Annotated in this window: 4 protein-coding genes and 1 pseudogene; 4 read left to right on the plus strand and 1 reads right to left on the minus strand. The window is 34.5% G+C overall.

What is annotated here, in order from left to right; genetic code table 11:
* Positions 1-45 precede the first annotated feature (45 nt).
* The 4 genes and pseudogenes from ACVBED_RS00915 to ACVBED_RS00930 all read left to right on the plus strand — a co-directional run bounded on the left by ACVBED_RS00915 (position 46) and on the right by ACVBED_RS00930 (position 2,452).
* Positions 46-369 carry an FtsB family cell division protein gene (locus ACVBED_RS00915; protein ID WP_417979654.1) on the plus strand — a complete coding sequence of 108 codons (324 nt, stop codon included), beginning with the start codon at positions 46-48 and terminating at the stop codon, positions 367-369.
* 126 nt (positions 370-495) lie between these two features.
* Positions 496-1,861: pseudogene (locus tag ACVBED_RS00920) on the plus strand (methylmalonyl-CoA mutase subunit beta).
* Between the two features lie 71 nt (positions 1,862-1,932).
* Positions 1,933-2,166: a hypothetical protein gene (locus ACVBED_RS00925; RefSeq protein WP_447119484.1), complete on the plus strand. Its 234-nt coding sequence runs from the start codon at positions 1,933-1,935 to the stop codon at positions 2,164-2,166.
* The gene (locus ACVBED_RS00930; RefSeq protein WP_473094354.1) at positions 2,153-2,452 is read left to right on the plus strand and encodes a type II toxin-antitoxin system RelE/ParE family toxin; all 300 of its coding nucleotides are present in this window, start codon (positions 2,153-2,155) and stop codon (positions 2,450-2,452) included. The genes ACVBED_RS00925 and ACVBED_RS00930 overlap by 14 nt, the downstream gene beginning before the upstream one ends.
* Before the next feature lie 201 nt (positions 2,453-2,653).
* On the opposite strand, the gene ACVBED_RS00935 is transcribed toward ACVBED_RS00930, so the two are convergent.
* Positions 2,654-2,941: sensor histidine kinase family protein (locus ACVBED_RS00935; RefSeq protein ID WP_447119486.1), on the minus strand; the 288-nt coding region annotated here is incomplete at its 5' end.

Consider the following 2,941-nt stretch of genomic DNA (forward strand, 5'->3'; position numbering starts at 1 on the left):
TACTAAAAGGATTTTCACTTTAATCGGGGCTAAAAAAAATAAAAAATGACAAATCCGTATAAAGACAAACCTTGGTTTAAATTTCTAAGTAACAAATATGTCTGGGTCTTGTTGTTTTTTGTTACTTGGATGATTTTCTTGGATAACTATTCCTATTTCGGTCATCGTGTTTTAGACAAACAAATCAACGAATTGGAAGACAATGCCAATTATTACAAGGAAGAAATAAAAAAAGACCAAGAGAATATCAAGCAATTAAAAAATTCAGAACAGATAGAAAAATACGCCCGAGAGAAATACTATATGAAAAAAGATAGTGAAGATATTTATATCATTGAATTCGAAGGCGACACGATTGAAAAAAAATAAAATCCCATCCCAACCGTTCCCAAAGGGAAGGAAGTGTAAAATTTATAGTAATTATTAAAAACATAACACCAAGTTTCGGCTCCCTCTCCTTTGTAGAGGGCTGGGGTGAGGAAAATAACAAACAAAATGGCTACAAACCTTTTCGATGATTTCAATCCCATTTCCTCCAAACAATGGAAACAAAAAATCCAATTTGAACTAAAAGGAGCGGATTATAATGAAACCTTAGTTTGGAATTCTCCAGAGGATATTCAAGTAAAACCTTTTTATCACAAAGATGAGCTTACTAAATCTTTTCCTATTTCTACAAAAGCAACTAACTTTAGTATTTGCCAAAATATATTTGTTTACGATATTGAAAAATCAATCGAACGAGCACTAGATTCCTTGAGTCGCGGTGCCGACAGCCTTCGGTTTACAATAGAAAACGAATCTATTGATGTTACTAATCTATTGGAACAATTACCGTTGGAAAAAGTTACCGTTTATTTTAATCTGGGATTTATTTCAATCGATTTCGTTAGAAAAATAGATGCATTTGCAAAGAAAAATAATACTACTATTTTCTGTAATTTGGATCCAATTGGGCAATTAGCCAAAGACGGAAACTGGTTTACAACCTCAAGAAAAAAGTAATTTTGATACCCTAAATTTACTTTCGTCAGCAACGACATCACGTATCGTTAATTAGTATCAATAGCGCCTTGTATCAGAATGCAGGAGCAACTATAGTTCAGCAAATTGCTTATAGTTTAGGACACGCAAATGAATATTTTAATAGAATTGAAGTTATCAACAAACCCATCGTTTTTGAAGTGGCCGTTGGGACCAATTACTTTTTTGAAATAGCAAAACTCCGAGCGTTGCGATTACTTTTTAATCAATCGCAAAGGAATACAACCACAATATAGACTGCAACATTATCGTTTCGCCTACAAAACGAAACAAAACATTATACGATTATAATGTAAACATGTTACGCACCACTACCGAATGTATGAGCGCAATCATTGGCGGAGCAGATGCTATTGCTAATTTACCTTATGATGCCTTGTACCACAAAGACAATGAATTTGGTGACCGAATTGCGCGAAATCAATTGTTGATTCTCAAAAATGAAAGTTATTTTGACAAAGTTAATAATCCGGCTGATGGCAGTTATTATATAGAGAATCTTACCAATCAATTAGCTGAAAAAGCATTGGCTTTATTCAAAGATATTGAGGCAAATGGTGGTTTCTTGAAACAACTTAACGATGGAATCATCAAAAGGAAAATTCAGGAAAGTGCTGATACAGCTCAGGAACTATTTGATTCTGGGAAAGAAATTCTATTAGGCACAAACAAACATCCTAATAAACAGGATAAAATGAAACATGATTTAGAATTATTTCCTTTTGTAAAAGTCAAACCAAGAAAAACCTTGATTACACCAATAATCGAAAAACGTCTGGCAGAAAAAATAGAACAAGAGCGATTGAATCTTGAATAAACAGCTTAACTCTGTTATTTAACTTAACACCACTGGAAAAGAGTATAATTACTTTACTAAAATATAAAATAATGGAAGCCATCAGACAAATCGTTAAGGTGAAAAACCACAAAATAAGTATAACACTGCCAGATGATTTTACTGCTGATGAAGTTGAAGTGATTATTCTTCCAAAGTCGAATAATGTAGAAATCCCTCAATGGCAAATGGACCAAGTTAGAGAAAGAACTGAGAAATATCTTAAGAATCCTTCTTCAGCGCAAGATATTGATGATTTTCTAAAAGCTATTGATGGTAAGTTATAAAATTGTAATTGTTGAGGAAGCGAAACTTGATTTCATAACAGCTTTGGACTGGTACAAAAGCATTCAACCTAAATTGGGTGATACGTTTTCCAATTCTTTCAAGGAAAGTTTAAAAATAATCAAGTCAAATCCGCTTCTTTTTCAAATAAGATATGACAACACCAGAGTGGCTTTAATTAAAAATTTTCCATACTTAATTCATTTCAACAGCTACGAGAACACAATTGTCATCAAAGCTATTTTTCATACCTCACGAAATACTGAAATATGGATTGAAAGGAATTAAAATTTCAAAAATATAATCTTTGTACTAAACAAATGAAAAGAAAAGATTTACAACATATAAAATTAGAAAGTACACTGTTGAAAGTGGAGCATGAACATGCACCGCTATGCTTTTCTAACTGCAGAAGGAATCGAACTAAAACAAACGTACTCAGAACAAGATATCTCGGAATGCCGATGCCGGTGTCCTCCACGGAAATTTTCACGTTGGATTCGTCTCCTGCCAGAGCTTGACATCCACTCTTCCGCCCGGTCGGTTGTATTTGACCGCATTGTCACAGAGATTATAAAGCATCTCAAAAAGAAGCCGTCTGACTCCGTAAAGAGCAGCCTCTCCCGAGACAGTCATGGTGATATTTTTAAGCTCTGAAGCATCCTGCAGAACAGAAAAGACTTCCTCCGCCAAAGGCTTCAGGCTGACCTCTTCCATGGGAAGGCTTCCTCCCTCATCCAGCTGGGAAAGCCGGATAATGTCATCAATCAGACTGAC

This window comes from Halpernia sp. GG3 (genome assembly GCF_052976925.2).

Coding starts and splice junctions, on each gene's coding strand:
- ACVBED_RS00915 (WP_417979654.1), top strand. CDS start 46: ATGACAAATCCGTATAAAGACAAACCTTGGTTTAAATTTCTAAGTAAC.
- ACVBED_RS00925 (WP_447119484.1), top strand. CDS start 1,933: ATGGAAGCCATCAGACAAATCGTTAAGGTGAAAAACCACAAAATAAGT.
- ACVBED_RS00930 (WP_473094354.1), top strand. CDS start 2,153: ATGGTAAGTTATAAAATTGTAATTGTTGAGGAAGCGAAACTTGATTTC.